Source organism: Marinobacterium nitratireducens, from assembly GCF_014645375.1.
GTDB classification, from domain to species: Bacteria; Pseudomonadota; Gammaproteobacteria; order Pseudomonadales; family Balneatricaceae; genus Marinobacterium_A; species Marinobacterium_A nitratireducens.
In genome coordinates this window covers 104,411-121,055 of the sequence record NZ_BMLT01000006.1, presented here as the reverse complement: position 1 = coordinate 121,055, position 16,645 = coordinate 104,411, and the positions used below count along the sequence as shown (strand labels likewise).

Annotated in this window: 14 protein-coding genes; 7 read left to right on the top strand and 7 right to left on the bottom strand. The window is 64.6% G+C overall.

Annotated features, from left to right (window positions below; genetic code table 11):
- The first annotated feature begins 352 nt into the window (after nucleotides 1-352).
- On the top strand, nucleotides 353-2,323 hold the full coding sequence (locus IEX85_RS12960; RefSeq protein WP_188861033.1) for a monovalent cation:proton antiporter family protein: 1,971 nt from the start codon (nucleotides 353-355) through the stop codon (nucleotides 2,321-2,323).
- An 85-nt stretch (nucleotides 2,324-2,408) separates the two neighbouring features.
- Nucleotides 2,409-3,455, top strand: a complete 1,047-nt coding sequence (locus tag IEX85_RS12955) for a DUF3549 family protein (protein WP_188861032.1) — start codon at nucleotides 2,409-2,411, stop codon at nucleotides 3,453-3,455.
- 496 nt (nucleotides 3,456-3,951) lie between these two features.
- Here IEX85_RS12955 and IEX85_RS12950 read toward each other — a convergent pair whose 3' ends face one another.
- The 3 genes from IEX85_RS12950 to purU all read right to left on the bottom strand — a co-directional run bounded on the left by IEX85_RS12950 (nucleotide 3,952) and on the right by purU (nucleotide 6,611).
- On the bottom strand, nucleotides 3,952-4,611 hold the full coding sequence (locus IEX85_RS12950; RefSeq protein ID WP_188861242.1) for a replication protein P: 660 nt from the start codon (nucleotides 4,609-4,611) through the stop codon (nucleotides 3,952-3,954).
- Nucleotides 4,612-4,678: 67 nt separating this feature from the next.
- Nucleotides 4,679-5,560: a DnaT-like ssDNA-binding domain-containing protein gene (locus IEX85_RS12945; RefSeq protein ID WP_188861031.1), complete on the bottom strand. Its 882-nt coding sequence runs from the start codon at nucleotides 5,558-5,560 to the stop codon at nucleotides 4,679-4,681.
- Between the two features lie 196 nt (nucleotides 5,561-5,756).
- Nucleotides 5,757-6,611, bottom strand: coding sequence for a formyltetrahydrofolate deformylase (gene purU, locus IEX85_RS12940; RefSeq protein ID WP_188861030.1), 855 nt, complete (start codon nucleotides 6,609-6,611; stop codon nucleotides 5,757-5,759).
- Between the two features lie 223 nt (nucleotides 6,612-6,834).
- Between purU and IEX85_RS12935 the strand changes: the two genes are divergently transcribed.
- The 4 genes from IEX85_RS12935 (at nucleotide 6,835) to nfsA (ending at nucleotide 10,803) form a co-directional block, all read left to right on the top strand.
- Nucleotides 6,835-8,367: a thymidine phosphorylase family protein gene (locus tag IEX85_RS12935; RefSeq protein WP_188861029.1), complete on the top strand. Its 1,533-nt coding sequence runs from the start codon at nucleotides 6,835-6,837 to the stop codon at nucleotides 8,365-8,367.
- Nucleotides 8,364-9,248, top strand: coding sequence for a ribose-phosphate pyrophosphokinase (locus tag IEX85_RS12930; protein ID WP_188861028.1), 885 nt, complete (start codon nucleotides 8,364-8,366; stop codon nucleotides 9,246-9,248). The genes IEX85_RS12935 and IEX85_RS12930 overlap by 4 nt, the downstream gene beginning before the upstream one ends.
- Entirely contained in the window at nucleotides 9,248-9,838 is a 591-nt protein-coding gene (locus IEX85_RS12925; RefSeq protein WP_188861027.1) for an alpha-ketoglutarate-dependent dioxygenase AlkB family protein, read from the top strand. The genes IEX85_RS12930 and IEX85_RS12925 overlap by 1 nt, the downstream gene beginning before the upstream one ends.
- A gap of 227 nt (nucleotides 9,839-10,065) precedes the next feature.
- A complete protein-coding gene (gene nfsA / locus IEX85_RS12920; protein WP_188861026.1) occupies nucleotides 10,066-10,803 on the top strand; it encodes an oxygen-insensitive NADPH nitroreductase in 738 nt (245 codons plus the stop codon).
- Between the two features lie 138 nt (nucleotides 10,804-10,941).
- Here the strand turns inward: nfsA and IEX85_RS12915 are convergent, their stop codons facing one another.
- On the bottom strand, nucleotides 10,942-11,388 hold the full coding sequence (locus IEX85_RS12915) for a flavodoxin domain-containing protein (protein WP_188861025.1): 447 nt from the start codon (nucleotides 11,386-11,388) through the stop codon (nucleotides 10,942-10,944).
- Nucleotides 11,389-11,523: 135 nt separating this feature from the next.
- Here IEX85_RS12915 and IEX85_RS12910 point away from each other — a divergent pair, with 135 nt between their 5' ends.
- Complete coding sequence (locus tag IEX85_RS12910; RefSeq protein WP_188861024.1) at nucleotides 11,524-11,856, top strand: hypothetical protein; 333 nt, start codon at nucleotides 11,524-11,526, stop codon at nucleotides 11,854-11,856.
- 100 nt (nucleotides 11,857-11,956) lie between these two features.
- On the opposite strand, the gene IEX85_RS12905 is transcribed toward IEX85_RS12910, so the two are convergent.
- The 3 genes from IEX85_RS12905 to IEX85_RS12895 all read right to left on the bottom strand — a co-directional run bounded on the left by IEX85_RS12905 (nucleotide 11,957) and on the right by IEX85_RS12895 (nucleotide 16,629).
- Nucleotides 11,957-13,462, bottom strand: a complete 1,506-nt coding sequence (locus tag IEX85_RS12905; RefSeq protein WP_188861023.1) for a fumarate hydratase — start codon at nucleotides 13,460-13,462, stop codon at nucleotides 11,957-11,959.
- A gap of 212 nt (nucleotides 13,463-13,674) precedes the next feature.
- Complete coding sequence (locus IEX85_RS12900; protein WP_188861022.1) at nucleotides 13,675-14,964, bottom strand: amidohydrolase; 1,290 nt, start codon at nucleotides 14,962-14,964, stop codon at nucleotides 13,675-13,677.
- Nucleotides 14,965-15,201: 237 nt separating this feature from the next.
- Nucleotides 15,202-16,629, bottom strand: coding sequence for an aldehyde dehydrogenase family protein (locus tag IEX85_RS12895; protein ID WP_188861021.1), 1,428 nt, complete (start codon nucleotides 16,627-16,629; stop codon nucleotides 15,202-15,204).
- Between the last annotated feature and the right edge of the window lie 16 nt (nucleotides 16,630-16,645).

Genomic DNA, 16,645 nt, shown 5'->3' with positions numbered 1-16,645 from the left:
CGAATGCAGCGTTCAACACAGGTTTCAGGCAGGGTATCACGCTCAGGGCAAAGCGTAGGCTGGGTGGAGCCGCGGTGGCACTTCCTATCGGGATGCTCCTGGTTTGATGCGGCGAAACCGCCAAGGACGGCGGAAATCCTGATATTGCAGGAGCCAATATCAGGAAACCCAGCAACAGCGTCCGATGCTCTCGTGGTGTTCTGAAAGCACGCGATGGGTTCCTCTACCAGTCCCGGACAACGCCAGGCGCGCACGCGCCGCTTCGATCAGCCATACCTTGATCCAAGGCATGGCGCACCCGCGGGCCCGTTCGGATACAATTGACAGCCACATCCATCAGCCGTGGTTCACTATGGAACATGGATTTTTCCAGCAGTTTCTCACCATTATCGCCTCGGCGGTGGTTGCCATCACCCTCTTTCGGCGGGTACGGCTGCCACCGATCCTGGCCTATCTCAGCGTCGGCGTCCTGCTGGGGCCCTACAGCCTAGGCGTCGTCGACAACGATGCCGGCATACACCTGCTCAGCGAGCTTGGCGTAGTCTTCCTGCTGTTCATGCTCGGGCTGGAGTTTTCGCTGCCGCGCATGATCGCGATGCGGCGCACGGTGTTCGGGCTGGGGTCGATGCAGGTAATTCTGACCGCAGCACTGATCATGCTGGCCGCCTGGGCGCTGGATCTGCCATTCGCCACCAGCCTGGTGATCGCGGGCGCCCTGGCACTGTCGTCGACCGCCATCGTCACGCGCGAGTTGATCCGCCGCAACGAGATCAACGCCACCCATGGCCGCCTGTCCGTCGGTATCCTGATCTTCCAGGATCTCGCCGCGGTATTTTTCCTCATCGTGGTACCGACGCTCGGCGGCAGCCAGCAGCAGCTCGACAGCCGCGAGGTGGTGACAATGCTGTTGCAGGGCTCGGCGCTGCTGGTCGCGCTGCTGGTGTTCGGACGCACCGTGCTGCCGATGCTGTTCAATGAAGTCGCCAAGTCCCGCTCGGACGAACTCTTCGTACTGACGACCCTGGTGGCGGCGCTGGCGGCGGCCTGGCTGACCCATGCCGCCGGGCTGTCGATGGCGCTTGGCGGCTTCCTGGCCGGCATGATGCTCGGCGAAAGCCGCTATCGGCACCAGCTGGAAGCCGATATCCGACCGTTTCGCGATGTACTGCTCGGGCTGTTCTTCGTTTCGGTGGGCATGCAGCTCGACCTCAACGCCCTCGTCGCGCATATCCACTGGGTGCTGGCGGCGACGCTGGCACTGCTGCTGGTCAAGGCAGGCCTGATCATGCTTTCCGCCTGGCTGCTGCACGGTGACGCGGCCAACTCGCTGAGGGCCGGCATCTGCCTTGCCCAGGGCGGGGAATTCGGCTTCGCCCTGCTGGCGCTGGCGCTGAACCACCAACTGGTCAGCTCCGAGCTGCACGCACTGGTCGTCGCCGTGATCATCTTCAGCATGCTGGCCACCCCGATCCTGATCCGCTACTCGGAAGCACTCAGCCGCCTGCTGATGCGCTACTCGCGCAGCAGCCGTCAAACCGACTCGCTGCCCCATCCCGGCAACGAACTGGAGGATATCAGCGACCATGTCATTCTCTGCGGCTACGGCCGGGTCGGACAGGTGATCGCGCGCTTCCTGCGACCGCTGGAAATTCCCTACGTCATCATCGACAACGACCCGCTGCGGGTTCAGGAAGCCGCCATGGCCGGCGAGCGGATTTTTTACGGTGATGCCCGTCGCACCGATCTGCTCAAGTCCCTCGGCTCGGAACGGGCCCGGCTGATGATTCTCACCTTTCCCGACGACGCCGACGCCCTCAAGGCCCTGCAGGGTCTCAAGCACCACTTTCCGGACCTGCCGGTACTGGTGCGGACCCGGGACGACGGCCGGCTCGAGCAGCTGCAGCAGGCCGGCGCCACCGAGGTGATCCCGGAGGCGCTGGAGGGCAGCCTGATGCTGGTCTCCCACGTTCTGACGCTGCTCGATGTGCCGGAGCGCGCCATCGAGGCCCGAATCGGCCAGGTTCGACAGGAGCGCTACCGCCTGCTGCACGGCTACTATCACGGTGGCCAGTCGAGCAAGCTGGACAAGCACGGCGCCCCGGCCGAGGTCCTGCATCCGGTGATACTGGCGCCCGGCAGCCACGCCCCCGGACACAGCCTCGGGGAACTGGAGCTTGCAGTGGAGGTAGAGTCGATAAGGCGCGACCAGGAGTTGCTCAGCGCACCCGGCGCCGAGACCCGCCTCCAAGACAACGATATCGTGATTTTGCGCGGTACCGTACGCGAGGTGGAGAAGGCCGAAGCACTGCTGCTGGCCGGCTGAGGGGCGCACAGCTGTCACCCCGGCGGCAGGACTGGTAAAATCCGCGCTTTTGCCCGTCTGACGCCATCGCCGCGAGGAGGACACCTTGACCCGGATTCAATCGTTGCTGGAACTGATCGACCAGACCGGAGCCCGCTGTCGCCTGTTCGACCTCGGTCGCCGGGTCGCAAAGCTGTCGTCCACGACCTTCGCCAGGGTCGAACAGGGAAGGATCCCCTACCCCCAGCCCTACCTGCACCATGCCTGGGTCGGCCTGCTGCTCTGGCACCCCGACAGCCCCCAGCGCAACGCCGTCTGGTTCCTCAAGCTGCCGCTCGACGAGCAGGGTTTTCTGGTTCAGGCGGTGCGCGACGACCTGCTGCACCGCTTGATGCAAAATATCGGCGGCCTGGTCGAAGATGGCAACGATGCCCTCAAGGACAACCCCTTCTCGTTCAAGCCGGACGATGAAAAGATGGCACTGTTCCACGCCCACGCAGGTCTCGTGCTGCGCCAGAGCGCATCCCGCTACTACGAATACGCCCAGCACTACTTCGCCGGCCAGCTGGCGCCGGAGAACTGGGTCAATCTGGGCTATCAGGGTATTGCCGACCTGGTGGTACGGCTGGAGCAGGGCCGCAACGAAGCACTGCTGACCGACGCCATTGGCTGGCTGCCGGCGGAACCGCTCGGCGCGCTGTGCCGGGCGCTGGAACATGTCGAGCCCGGCCACCGCCTGCTGCAGGCGCTGGAACCCCGCCTCGACTCGGCCCTCGCCTGCGACCGGGACAGCGACGGCGGCCTGCTGGCGGCGCTGGTGCGGGCGGTATCGAACAGCCCGTCGCAATCGCTGCGCAAGGCCTTGCTGCAGCGGGTGCTGGCCAGCCCCCGGGCGCTCGAGGCCGAGGTCATCGTCGCCCTCGCCACCCGTTGCTGCGAGAGTCTCAAAGACCCCGAACTGCTGCAGCCGTTCCTCGAGCGCCTCGCCGCCGGCGAAGCGGGCCAGGCGGGCTTTTCCCGCGTCCTGGCCGATCTGATGTTCATGCCCTCGCTGCGAGGCCCCATCATGGCGGCGCTGCGCAACCCCGAACGTAGCGAAACGCTGTCCAGAGCCATCGGCGAAATGTTCGGACAGGGCATGGGTGAAGGGTGACGGGTGACGAATTGCAGGATGGGACAAGCGATGCACAGGCACGGGCCTCACACTTGGCCTCGTCGCCCGCAAAGCGTGCAGCCCCCGCAGGCTGGGTCCAGGTCCGAAGGACCGTACCCGAGTCATTCGCTCGCGGAGCGAGCGCCTACAAGAGCGCGCCGGTGCCACCTGTAGGAGCCCACTCTGTGGGCGAAAAGCCCTGCAGAGCCCTGCCAGTTCCGGATTCGTTCGCGGAGCGAGCGCCTACAGGAGCCTTTTCTAATCCATGCCGACTGAAGTCAATCGATCTGTACGGCGATCGATTTGACGGGTTTCCTTGAAACCGCTCCTGGGTATTAAGGATTTCCGCGGGACGACCTTCCGCCTTCCATGGCGGTTTCGCGATGCCCGAAAGGTACGGGTACCGGTCATGTCCCTACCGGTGCATCGCTCTACCCATCCTCCAATCGTGGATACGGTCAAGTGCAGTCGAAACTGTACGCCTCAGTGCCCACCATCAGTCCTGATAATCTTCCGGCAGCTCGACATCGAGGCCCTTGTCCTGCGCTTCCTGCCGGGCGTGGGCGCGAAAGCGCTCGCGGGTCTTGGAGCCCCTGGGCTTGGTCAGATAGTAGAGCAGTGAGGCGGCCACCTCGGGCGCCAGCCCCTGCTCCTCGCCCCAGCGCTCGATAAAGGCCACCAGCGTATTGTCGCGCTTGTCCGGCAGCGCCACCGGCACCGGCACGGTCAGGTCCTCGCCATCGCGCGCGCGGCGCACCATAACACCGTAGTGGTAGCGAAAATCCGGCAATACCTGCTCCTGCTCTTCACTGCGCAGGCGAAACCAGCCGGTGGCGCGCCCGGCGTGATAGACCGCCGGGTGGCTCCAGTCGTGCCGGGTCGGGTGTTCGGCGTGCATGCAGGCTTCCTGATAGGCGCTCTGCAGTCCCGGCAGGCCACGGGTTCCAAGATCCTGCAGAATCTTGAGAAACTCCGAAATGGTCGGCATCCAGGCCAGCCGTTCCTTGCAGTGGTCAATGGCGGCCACCAGCTCGGCCTCTCCGTAGCCGCGCAGACTCAGCGCCCATTCGCGCTTGGCGATACGAATCTCGTCCTGGGTTTCGAAACAGCTTTTGAACTTGTGGCCGTAAATCGCCATAAAGCGCGCGAACAGCATGTTCACCAGCGCCTTGGTCTCGACCGACAGAGCGCCGGCCTGATCGCCGCCTCCCTGCTTGTGTCCGTCACCAGTCGGTGTCGCGGATGTCCATGATTGCTGCGGTAACCTGTTTGCGTTTTTCGCGAGAATCTCGGCGGGAGTTTTCATGCTGATAGCCTGTCTGTTGCGCCTGGTCGCCACGTGCCGCGGCATCCTTGATGCCGCTGTCCCGCGACTGTTTGCGGACCCATTCCCGCTTTACCCAGGTCAGGAACTTCTGATCCCAGTTGGTCTCCTTGCGCTCCTTCGCGATCCAGTAGAGCACGAATTCGTCCAGCAGCTCCTCGGCGTATTCGGCCGGGATCTGGTGTCGCGGCAGCAAGGCAAAAAACGTCTCCGACGGCCGCCAGCCCAGCTCCATCGGCTTGAGCTGCTGATTGCGTACCTCGTGCTGCTCGAACAGGACCTGAAGTTCATCCTTGTGGCGACGCCAGCCGCCGGCAGCACCGAAGGTCGGCGCCGGCCCCCGCTCCTCGATCATGCGCGGCTGACTCCTCGGCCGCGAGGCCTGCCGGGTCAGCGGGCGCGGCGGCTCGTCGTGCACCGGTAGCCGGGTCAAAGGTTCCGCGGCCGGCGCCTGCGCAACGGGCTCCGGCCGGGGCGGCGCGACTGCCTCGGCCTCGGTTTGCGGCAGCAGACGCAGCCGCACCAGGTTGCCGTCGTAAGACGCTTCCAGGCAGCCCTGGCGCACGAGGCTCTCGGTGGCCGCGGCGAGCCGCGACTCATCCCAGAAATCGGCCAGCTGCAGCCACTGGCTGCGGCTGATCAGCAGTTCGCCCGGCTCCGCCCGGCCGCCACTGCGTGCACGGTCATGGTAGATCGCCAGCAGCAGCGCTTCATCGCTGCCCAGGCGCTTCGCCAGCGAGGGATAGAACGGGATCGGTTGTTCCGGGAAAGTGTACCCCATGGGACTCCAGTTAACAGACTGCGGAAGCCTCCCCTTGAGAGTGGCTCCTCGATGATATCGGCATCCATGTCGATGGTACAGACGCAGGACCCGGCCGGCCCGGTCCGCTTCCCTGTGCACACAGTTTAGTTCGCACAGCGCGAAGCGGCCGCTTCCGGAGCGGAGCGCAGCCTCAGGCGGGACCTTGAACGGCGGCTTAGTTGAAAACCACGGTCTTGTTACCCTGCACCAGGATGCGATCCTCGAGGTGCCAGCGCAGGCCGCGGGCCAGACAGGTCTTCTCGGCGTCGCGCCCCAGGCGAACCATATCTTCCGGCAGGTCTCGGTGGCTGATGCGTATCACATCCTGATCGATGATCGGGCCGGCGTCGAGCTCTTCGGTCACGTAGTGGCAGGTCGCGCCGATCAGTTTGACGCCCCGCTCGTGCGCCTGATGATAGGGCCTGGCACCGGCGAAAGACGGCAGGAAGCTGTGGTGGATATTGATGATACGGTGCGGATAGAGCCCGCACAGCTCCAGCGGCAGAATCTGCATGTACCGCGCCAGCACGACGACGTCGGCGCGGTGCTCACGCACCAGCTCCAGCACCCGGTCGAAATGCGGCTGCTTGTCGGCGCTGTCAACCGGCACGTGATAGTAAGGTATATCGTGCCACTCGACCATGCTGCGCAGGTCGTCGTGGTTGGATATCACGCAGGGAATTTCGCAGTCCAGCTCGCCGGCGTGGTAGCGGTACAGCAGGTCGGCCAGGCAGTGCGCCTCGCGGCTGGCCATCAGCACCACCCGCTTGGGCAGGGCGGAGTCGGTAATCTGCCACTCCATCTGGAACGATTGGGCAATGGGCGCAAACTGCTCGCGCAGACGCTCGATGCTGAACGGCAGCGACTCGGCAAAGATCTCCACCCGCATGAAGAACCAGCCGGTTGTCGGGTCCGAGTGCTGATTGGCATCGGCGATGGAAGCGCCGTGACTGGAGATGAAGTTACTGACCATGGACACTATCCCGACACGGTCGGGACAGGAAAGCAGCAGCCGGTATCGATGTTCCATCGGGTTCCCTTAAACGCAGGTAATCTGAATGAGCGCAGCGATTCTAGCAGCAGAGCCGGTCCGCAAGCTATCAACCCGGCCGGTTACTGACGCTGCGGGCAGCAATACGGGACCCGGTCGGACGACCGAAGCGGTAATGGAGCGAACCTTGACCCCGGTCCTGCGCCGGCCCGCCGCCGGCGTGCTAAAGTGGTGAACAAGCCACAGGGACGGAAATCACGCCATGATCCAGCTCTCCGATCGCATGCTGCCGCTCGAAGCCCATCGGCTCGGCATCGATACCCGCCAGGAACCGATCGTCTTCATGCGCGCCGACTGCCCCGTCTGCCGTTCGGAAGGCTTCGCGGCACTTTCGCGGGTGCTGGTATCGAGCGACTCGCAGCACATCATCGCCACGCTCAACATGGTCAGCAGCGACCTGGTGGCACCGGGTCAGATCGGCTTTTCCGAGTCGGCCTGGCGCCGTCTCGACCTCACCGAGGGCATGCCGATCCACGTCTCGCACCCGCCGCCGATCCAGTCGCTGTCCTACGTCCGCGCCAAGGTCTACGGCCATAGTCTCGACGAGATGCAGTTCCAGAGCATCATCAACGACATCGTCGACGGCCGCTACGCCGACGTCCAGGTTGCCGCCTTCATCACCGCCTGCGGCAGTGACAACCTCGACCTCAAGGAGATCACCGCCCTGACCCGGGCGATGATCAAGGCCGGCGAAACCATCGACTGGGGCATGCCGATGGTTATCGACAAGCACTGCGTCGGCGGCCTGCCCGGCAACCGCACCACGCCGATCCTGGTGCCGATCCTCGCCGCCTGCGGACTGACGGTGCCGAAAACCTCGTCGCGCGCCATTACCTCCCCGGCCGGCACCGCCGACACCATGGAAGTGCTGACAAACGTCAGCCTCAGTCACGAACAGATTCGCGCGGTGGTCAAGCAGCATGGGGGCTGCCTGGCCTGGGGCGGTTCGGTAAGGCTGAGCCCGGCGGACGACCTGCTGATCCAGGTCGAGCGCGCGCTCGATATCGACAGCGAAGGCCAGTTGGTGGCATCGGTGCTGTCGAAGAAGATCGCCGCCGGCGCCACCCACGTGCTGATCGACATCCCGGTCGGCGCCACCGCCAAGGTACGCAGCCAGGCACAGGCGGAAAAACTCGCCGCCACCTTCGAGGCGGTCGCCTCGTCGCTGGGACTGCAGGTGAGGGTGATCTGCACCGACGGCAGTCAACCGGTCGGGCGCGGCGTCGGACCTGCGCTGGAAGCACGGGACGTTCTGGCGGTACTGCAGGGCAAGCCCGAAGCGCCGGAGGATCTGCGCGCACGCGCCTGCCTGCTGGCCGGCGCGCTGCTGGAAATGGCCCACAAGGCCTCGCCGGGACAGGGCGAGGCCCTGGCGCGGGAAACCCTCGACAGCGGCCGCGCCTGGCAGAAATTCCAGGCCATCTGCCATGCCCAGGGCGCCCTGAAACGCCCTCCGGTGGCGCCCTACCGCTACAGCCTCACCACCAACCACGCCGGCCAGGTGCAGAAGATCGACAATCGCCTGCTGGCGAAAATTGCCAAGCTCGCCGGCGCGCCGCTGGACCAGGCCGCCGGTGTCGAAATTTCGGTCAAGCTCGGCGACCGGGTCGAACCGAACGACGTGCTGCTGATGATTCATGCCGAAAGCTCGGGCGAGCTCAACTACGCCGTCGATTTCCTCGAAGCCCATCCCGAGGTCGTCGAACTGGCCCTGTCGGAAGGAAACGAAAAGTGACACCGCTGCTGTTCAACCTGGAATCCGATGCGGCGCTCGCGGCCCGCCTGGCGCAGCAACTCGTGGCCGAAAGCGGCGAGCTGGAGCAGCACCGCTTTCCCGACGGCGAAACCTACCTGCGCATCCACAGCGACTGCCAGGGGCGGGACTGTCTGCTGTTCTGCAACCTCAACGATCCGGACGCCCGGGTGCTGCCGATGCTGTTCACCGCCGCGACGCTGCGGGAACTCGGCGCCAGGCGCGTGCTGCTGATCGCGCCCTATCTGCCCTACATGCGCCAGGACATCCGCTTCAACCCCGGCGAGTGCCTGACCTCGGCGGTATTCGCCAAACTGCTTTCCGGGGCGCTTGACGGTCTGATAACCCTGGATCCGCATCTGCACCGCTATGCGTCGCTGGACGAGATTTACCGGCTGTCGAGCCGGGTCGTGCCCTCGGCGCCGCTGATCGCGGCCTGGATCGGGCAGCATATCGACAAGCCGCTGCTGATCGGACCCGACAGCGAGAGTGAGCAATGGGTCGGCGAGGTCGCCAGGCTCGCAGGCGCCCCCAGCCTGGTCCTGCAAAAGCAACGCCGCGGCGACTTCGATGTCGAGATAGACGTGCCGGAGCTGAGTCAGTGGCACGGGCATCAGCCGGTACTGATCGACGATATCGTCTCCAGCGGCCGCACTCTGCTCAAGGTGCTGGAGCACCTGCGCCACGCCGGCATGCCGCGCGCGACCTGTATTGCGGTGCATGGTCTCTTCGCCGGCGACGCCTACGCGCGGCTGCAACGCGAAGCCGAGATTATCACCACCAACACGGTGCCGCATCCGAGCAACGCCATCTGCATCGCCGGGGCTCTGGCCGACGCCTGCCGCAGCTGGCTGTCGGCCTGATGCGCCTCGAGCGCCCGTCCCTGCCGGACGCCGAGCTGTTGCTGTACCACGACTTCATCGCGGCAGACGAACAGCAGCTGCTGCTCGCGCAGCTGAGCGATGAAGTCGACTGGCGTCAGGACCGCATCCGGCTGTTCGGTCGAGAGTGCTTGATTCCGAGGCTGCAGCAGTTCCAGGGCGAGCCGGAACTCAGCTACCGCTATTCCGGCCTGTTGCTGACCGCCAGCCCCTGGCACCCGCGCGTCGCCGACCTGCGCCGGCGTCTCGCGCAGCTCGAGCCGACCCCGTTCAACTGCGTGCTGCTGAACCTGTACCGCGACGGCGACGACAGCATGGGCTGGCACAGCGACGACGAACCCGAGCTCGGGACCGATCCGGTGATCGCGTCACTCAGCCTCGGCGCCGCGCGCGACTTCGTCCTGCGCCACCGACAGGACCCGACGCAGGCGAAACTGACGCTGCGGCTGGAGCCGGGCTCGCTACTGCTGATGCGTGGCCCGACCCAGCACCACTGGCAGCACGCCCTGCCCCGCCGCCGCCGGGTCTCGGCGCCGCGGATCAACCTGACGTTCCGCCGGATTCTGCGCTGAACGCGGGCGGGGTGTTAAAATGGTCCGCACTAACGATGAGCCGGCCGCGCCGTGGCGTTTGATTCGTGTAGGGCACCTTGAGTGCAGCAATCGCCAGGGATGGCGGAAGGCCGCCCCGCGGGAAGCCTGGCATTGCAGGAGCAAATGCCAGCGAAACGTGCCATTTTTCCGGTGCCGCTTCGCTCAGGGCACCCTACTTACCACTCACCACTGACGACTTCCCCAATATGAATGAAACCATCGAACTGCTGAAATCCCACCGCTCGATCCGCAAATTCAAGGGCGAGCGCCTCGATCAGGCAACCCTCGACGAACTGGTCCGCGCCGGACAGGCCGCGGCGACTTCCAGCTTCCTGCAGGCCTGCACCGTGATTCAGGTGGAGGATCCGGCCCGGCGCGAGGAACTGGCGCAGTGCGCCGGCGGCCAGGCCTATGTCGCCGACGCCGCCGCCTTCCTGGTGTTCTGCGCCGACATGAAGCGCCACCGGCTGTGCTGCGACATGCACGGCGCGCAGATGCAGTCCGGTTTCACCGAACAGTTCATCACCGCCACCGCCGACTGCGCCCTGTTCGCCCAGAATGTCGCGGTCGCGGCGGAGTCCATGGGCCTTGGCATCGTCTTCATCGGCGGACTGCGCAACCGGATCGACCGGGTCGCGGAGCTGCTGGAGTTGCCGGAACTGGTCTATCCGGTCTTCGGGCTCTGCCTCGGCTACCCGGACCAGAACCCCGAAGTGAAACCGCGCCTGCCCCTCGAGGTGATCCTGAAAAAGGACCGCTACGACGACAGCCAGGATTGCGAGCGCATCCGCGACTACGACGAGCAGGTGCGCCAGTACTACCGTAGCCGCACCGGCGGCAACAAGGACATGAGCTGGAGCGAGCAGATCTCCGGCATGCTGATCAAGGAAGCACGCCCGCACATGCTGGCATTCCTGCAGCAGCAGGGGTTTCTGAAGCGTTAAGCGTTAAGCGTTAAGCGTTAAGCGTTAAGCGTTAAGCGTTAAGCGTTAAGCGTTAAGCGCGAGTCAGTGTAGCAGCGACCCGCAGCCCCAAAGCAACAAGTGCGCCCCCTTACGCCTTACGCCTTACGCCTTACGCGATTAAAGCACTTCGGCCAGCTTTTGGATCCAGGCGTCGACCTCGGCCTCCGGGTCCATCGTCTCGCAGGCATCGAGGAACAGCGGCGGAACCAGTTCGCGCAACTGCAGCTCGCGCAGCAGATCGGCGACCTGACGCCCGCCTTCGGCGAAGTTTTCGTAGGAACTGTCGCCGCGGGCGATCAGCGCGAAGCCGGCGTTGGGCATCAGCGGAAAGCGGTCGTTCAGTTCGAGATACAGCGGCAGCAGGTTCTCGGGCACTTCGCCCTGCCCGATGGTCGCCGAACAGACCAGCAGCACCTGCGGCGCATCGCTGACCACCTCGTCGTAGGCGGGCTGGCGCAGCACGCTGGCATCGTGCCCAAGCGCCTTTAGCTGCGCCGCACAATCCTCGGCCACTTCCTGACTGGTGCCGTAGGTGGTCCCCACGAGAATCTTGATTTTCGCCATTGCCCCGGTTATCCCCCGTTATTTTGCAAATGCAGCATTCTAAAGCGGCCGGCCGGCTGCGTCACGGCCGCGCCTGCTCGCTAAAAAGTTGCCTCTGGGCTACCTTGAAACTGTAGTCATCAAAGGAGATGGATCATGCCCACCAGTCATGTCTCCGAGTTGCTCGACGCGCTCGAATCGAAAGCCCGCCTGCAGGAGAGCCTTACAGACCTCAACGTCACCATCAGCAAGGAAGATCTGGTTCGCCTCGAAGCGCTGGCATGCGCTTTCGGACTGAGCCGTGAAGACGTCTGCAGCTCGCTGCTGCACAGCATTCTGATGGAAGTCGAGGCAAAGATGCCGTACCGCCCCGGTCCCAAGGTCATTCGGATCGAGGATGGCGACCCCATCTATGAGGACGTCGGCCCGATGCCGCGCTACCTTGAAGCCAAGCGCCGACTGGAAAAAGAGCAGCTCGACTGCGCCTGAGCTGCGGTGACTGGTAGGAGCCCGATCCTGCGGGTGAATCCTGGGATTCGCCCGAAGAAGGAGCTCCGTCGGAAAGGATCCGTTTTCAGCTTCGTTCAGATCAGGCCGACCTGGCGATGATCTCCTTCCACTTGGCAGGACCTGTGGTGTGCACCGACTCGCCATTGACGTCGACCGCCACCGTCACCGGCATATCCTTGACCTCGAATTCGTAGATCGCTTCCATACCCAGTTCCGGGAACGCCAGCACCTCGGCCGAGGTGATTGCCTTGGACACCAGATAGGCGGCGCCACCGACGGCCATCAGATACACCGCCTTGTTGTCCCGGATCGCCTCGATCGCCACCGGTCCGCGCTCTGACTTGCCGATCATGCCCAGCAGGCCTGTCTGCTCCAGGATCTGACGGGTGAACTTGTCCATGCGGGTCGAGGTGGTCGGGCCCGCCGGCCCCACGACTTCGTCACGCACCGGGTCGACCGGGCCGACGTAATAGATGAAGCGGCCTTTGAGGTCTACCGGCAGCTGCTCGCCATTGTTCAGCATCTCGATCATGCGCTTGTGGGCGGCATCGCGGCCGGTCAGCATCTTGCCGTTGAGCAGGATGGTGTCGCCGACGTTCCAGGTCGCGACCTCTTCCGGAGTGATCTCGTCGAGGTTGACGCGACGGGTATTGGCGCCGACCTCGAAGGTGACCTCCGGCCAGTCTTCCAGGCTCGGCGGCGTCAGCACGGCCGGGCCGTTACCGTTGAGCTTGAAGTGGGTGTGACGGGTCGCGGCGCAGTTCGGAATCATGCAGACCGGCAGCGACGCGGCATGGGTCGGGTAATCCTTGATCTTGACGTCCAGTACCGTGGTCAGACCGCCAAGGCCCTGGGCGCCGATCCCCAGTGCGTTCACCGCATCCATGATCTCCAGACGCAGTTCCTCGACGCGGTTCTGCGGGCCGCGCTCGCGCAGCTCGTGGATATCGATCGGGTCCATCAGCGACTCCTTCGCCAGTACCGCAGCCTTCTCCGCGGTACCGCCGATACCGAGACCGAGCATGCCCGGCGGACACCAGCCTGCGCCCATGGTCGGCACGGTCTTGACGACCCAGTCGACGATACTGTCGGACGGGTTCAGCATCACCATCTTGGACTTGTTCTCCGAACCGCCACCCTTGGCCGCGATATGCACCTCGACCTCGTCGCCTTCGACGACTTCGTAATGGATCACGGCCGGGGTGTTGTCCTTGGTGTTCTGACGCTTGCCGGCGGGATCCGCCAGAATGGAGGCGCGCAGCACGTTGTCAGGGTTGTTATAGGCCCGACGCACACCCTCGTTGATCATGTCGGTGACGCTCATCTTGGCGTCCCAGGTCACGTTCATGCCGATTTTGCAGAACACGGTAACGATACCGGTATCCTGGCAGATCGGACGGTGCCCTTCGGCGCTCATCCGCGAATTGATCAGAATCTGCGCCATGGCGTCCCTGGCGGCCGGGTTCTGCTCTTTCAGGTAGGCTTCGTGAACGCCCTGCACAAAGTCGATCGGGTGATAGTAGGAGATGAACTGCAGCGCATCTGCGACGCTGCTGATGAAATCGTCTTGGCGAATCACGCTCATTGAGACTCTCCGTCAGGCTCCGGGTAAAGGGGCAGCTCTTGTCAGCCGGCTGCTTGGATGATTGCGGCGCGATTATACACGAAAACGACAGAGGGCGACTTTAGGGCATTGGTATTACGCAGAAGCGGCGCCTCGCCGCGAACAGGGGCTCCAATGCAAGAACAGATTCGCGGCGGGGAAGTGCCCCTAAGCTTGGGTACGCTTCTCCTGCATCAACCTTCCGTCACCAGACGCTCGAACAGCAGCACGCCCCAGCCCAGCAGCTGCTCGTCGAAGTCGAAGGTCGGGCTGTGGTGGCCTCCGCCGACCGGCGAGCCGAGAATCAGGTGGGTGGCCTCGCCGCCCTGCTCACGCACCCTGCGGATCAGATAGCCGGCGTCCTCGCTGGCCGACACCTGGAAACTGTCCTGCAGCAGCGCCTGCGGCAGGCCCAGTCCCTGCGCCAGCCCGGCGATCCGCTCGGCCAGCGCCCTGCTGTTGGGACAGCTGGAGAACTCGGCGAACACCGAACGCTGCCACTCCACGCCGTTCATCCGCGCCGCACCCTCGAGGACCCGCTCCGCCGCCTCGGCCATGAAGTCGCAGATGGCGTCGTCACCGCCGCGCACCTCGTAGCGAAAGTGCACCTCGTCCGCGATGACATTGTGGGCATTGTCGGAGCGGAAGCGGCCGACATTGACCCGCGACATGCCGGCACTGTGGCGCGGCAGCGCATAGAGTCCCTGCACCGCCTGACAGGCGGCGAGCAGGGCATTGCGACCGGCCTGGGGCGCGTTGCCGGCGTGACTGGCCAGGCCCCGGTAGACGACGTCGTATATCCGCGCCGCAATCCAGGTGGCGTCGAAAACGATGCGGTAGCGATCCAGGATGCCCAGATGCAGCGTGGTGAACAGCTGCACCTCGGCCAGTTGCGGCAACTCGGCAAAAACAGCCCCGCCACCGGCCACCTCCTCGGCGGGCTGGAAGAAAAGATGCACCCGGCCGTTCCAGCGCCCGCGGCTGGCCGCGAGCCGGCGCGCCAGCCCAAGGCCAATGGTCAGATGGCCGTCATGGCCGCAGGCGTGCATGATGCCCGGATAAGCCGAGGCGAAACCTTCCGCCGCCGGCACATGGGCCGCCGCGTCGCTCTCGCTGATCGGCAGGGCGTCGATATCGAAACGAAAGCCGAACACCCGGCCGGGCCCGCTGCCGTCGAGGGTCGCCACCAGCCCGGTGCGATTGGATTGCATCGCGGCCAGATAGCGGTTGTCCGCCCCCAGCGCCTGCTCGGCCCGCTGCCAGGCCCTCGCATCGGTTTCGGGATCCGGCGGATTCCCCGGCGCCCGGGCATACAGCCTTTGCCCCCATTCGACGGCAAAGCCCAGACTTTCGAGTTCTTCGCACAGCCGCGCCGTGGTCTGATACTCGGTCCAGGACAGCTCCGGTGTTCGGTGGAAACGACGCCGGGTTTCACTGAGATCGCGCATCAGCGCGACATCGGGACAGGGTGGCAGTTCAGACATGGGACCTCCGGATAGTAGGATGGGTGGAACGACGCCCGGGCAGGGAATCTCCGTCCCTTACGCAGCCAGGGCGTCGTGTAACCCATCTTGGGGTGACAACTCAGGACGGCGAAAATCGGAGACATTGATGGCTTACGCCGCAGCAAACCCTCTGCGCACCGACATCGAAGTGCCATTGCGACTCCACCCATTCTACTTTTGTCCGTTGCCTTCCTTCTCTTCTGCGATGCACCCAATCTATTTCAAGTCAGACGGGTCGATGTTCACCGACTTGCGCCAACTGAACGCCTGCAGCCCTTCCGGCGCCAGCGCCAGCGAGCCGTTGCCCGACGCGTGCCGGCCAATCCAGCCCAGGCGCGCATCGACGAAGTTGCAGCGGTTGACGTAAACCGTGCCGGTATCGACCGCGCGGATAAAATGCTCGGCGCGCTGGCGTGAACGGGTGAAGATCGACGCGGTCAGACCGTAGCGGCTGTTGCCGACCTGAGCGATGGCTTCGTCGTCGTCAGCAACCTTCATGACCGGCAATACCGGTCCGAAGGTCTCCTCCTGCAGCACCCGCATCTCCGGCCTGACATCGGCCAGCAGCGTCGGGCGCAGAAACTCGGCATTGCCGTGGCTTTCGGTGTCGCCGCCGGTGCACAGGCGGGCCCCCAGCCGCTCGGCCTGCCGGACCATCTCCAGCAGCCCGGATACCGCTTTTTCGCCGCCGTGCAACGGCCCCAGGGTGGTCTCTGACGCCATGGGGTCGCCGCTGACCTCCGCCTCCATGATCGCCTGCGCCCGCGCCAGGTAGTCGTCGTAGAGGCTTGCGTGGACATACACCCGCTTGACCGCGCAGCAGGACTGGCCGGAGTTGTGCAACCGGCCGATCTTTACGGTCCAGAAGGCCGCCTGCTCGATATCGGCATCCTCGGCAATATAGGCGGCGTCACTGCCGCCAAGCTCCAGCGAACACTGGATAAAGGGGTCAGGCACCTCGTTGAAGGCCCGCTTGGCGGCGCTTTGCTGCACGACTCGACCGCCCTGCACCGAGCCTGTGAACACCAGATGATTGATATCGGCTTCCTCGATGATGCGAGCCGAAACGTCGAAGTCCACCAGCACATGGGTCAGCAGGCCGTCGATACCCGCCATCGTGCCGAACGCCTTCTCGAAGTGCGCGCCCACCGACGGCGTGGTGCTGTGCTTGAGCACCACTGCGCTGCCGCTCAGCAGCGCGCAAACGCTGCCGTTGATGGCGCAGAACAGCGGATAGTTCCAGGGCGTGATGATGTACACGACGCCCTTGGCCTGGCACTCGATACGGCCCTCGAAAGTTTCGTCGTCGTACTGCGCATGGTGCGCCGGGTCGAGCGCACCGTCGCTGGCGAAGCGGCAGAGGTATTCGGCCCGCTCCAGCATGAAGTCCAGCTCTTCCTTCGCCGCCGCGAGCGGCTTGCCCATTTCACGGGTGATGCCGGCGGCGATGTCGTCGCGATTGTGGCGAAAGTAGTCCAGCGCCCCGAGCAGGTGCCGGGCCCGGGTTTCCGGCGTCAGCGACCGCCAGGCCAGGGCCGCGCGCTGTCCGGCATCGATGCGCTTGCTGACGGCGGCAAAGGACTCCGATGACTGCGAGAACACCGGCTCCCCGGTGAAGGGATTCACGACTTCTATCTGGCTCATGGCTCTGCCTCCTGAT

Bases quoted from the DNA above. Each gene is read 5' to 3' on its own strand.
- IEX85_RS12945 (WP_188861031.1), bottom strand. From the start codon at position 5,560: ATGGGGTACACTTTCCCGGAACAACCGATCCCGTTCTATCCCTCGCTG.
- IEX85_RS12925 (WP_188861027.1), top strand. From the start codon at position 9,248: ATGCGCCTCGAGCGCCCGTCCCTGCCGGACGCCGAGCTGTTGCTGTAC.
- IEX85_RS12960 (WP_188861033.1), top strand. From the start codon at position 353: ATGGAACATGGATTTTTCCAGCAGTTTCTCACCATTATCGCCTCGGCG.
- nfsA (WP_188861026.1), top strand. From the start codon at position 10,066: ATGAATGAAACCATCGAACTGCTGAAATCCCACCGCTCGATCCGCAAA.
- IEX85_RS12900 (WP_188861022.1), bottom strand. From the start codon at position 14,964: ATGTCTGAACTGCCACCCTGTCCCGATGTCGCGCTGATGCGCGATCTC.
- IEX85_RS12950 (WP_188861242.1), bottom strand. From the start codon at position 4,611: ATGCTGTTCGCGCGCTTTATGGCGATTTACGGCCACAAGTTCAAAAGC.
- IEX85_RS12895 (WP_188861021.1), bottom strand. From the start codon at position 16,629: ATGAGCCAGATAGAAGTCGTGAATCCCTTCACCGGGGAGCCGGTGTTC.
- IEX85_RS12910 (WP_188861024.1), top strand. From the start codon at position 11,524: ATGCCCACCAGTCATGTCTCCGAGTTGCTCGACGCGCTCGAATCGAAA.
- purU (WP_188861030.1), bottom strand. From the start codon at position 6,611: ATGGAACATCGATACCGGCTGCTGCTTTCCTGTCCCGACCGTGTCGGG.
- IEX85_RS12905 (WP_188861023.1), bottom strand. From the start codon at position 13,462: ATGAGCGTGATTCGCCAAGACGATTTCATCAGCAGCGTCGCAGATGCG.
- IEX85_RS12915 (WP_188861025.1), bottom strand. From the start codon at position 11,388: ATGGCGAAAATCAAGATTCTCGTGGGGACCACCTACGGCACCAGTCAG.
- IEX85_RS12935 (WP_188861029.1), top strand. From the start codon at position 6,835: ATGATCCAGCTCTCCGATCGCATGCTGCCGCTCGAAGCCCATCGGCTC.